The following is a 257-nucleotide window of genomic DNA, read 5'->3' on the forward strand; positions in this document are numbered from 1 at the left end:
ATGTGCTCAGCAGGCATAATGACGACCATTTTCATGCAGCAGGGTTTTGAGATGTTAAGAAGTAGCCCGTTTGGCTGGACAGCCCAGTATATGTTTGGCTTTTATTTTAATTATGGCGTGTATCTGCCGTTTTGGGCCGTGTGGCTCAATTCGCTGGGTATAGCGGCCGGGGATATCGGGGTGTTATTGGGGCTGGGGCTGGGGGGGCGCTGTTTTGCCAATATGGTGCTGACACCCAGGGTGCATCAGGTTGAGCA

Annotated in this window: 1 pseudogene; it reads left to right on the forward strand. The window is 52.1% G+C overall.

Going from position 1 to position 257, the window contains the following annotated elements:
- Window positions 1-51: 51 nt before the first annotated feature.
- A pseudogene (locus tag ACYP03_RS26900) lies at window positions 52-257 on the forward strand (3-phenylpropionate MFS transporter); the annotation flags it as partial.

The sequence above is a fragment of the Photobacterium sp. R1 genome, assembly GCF_054600795.1.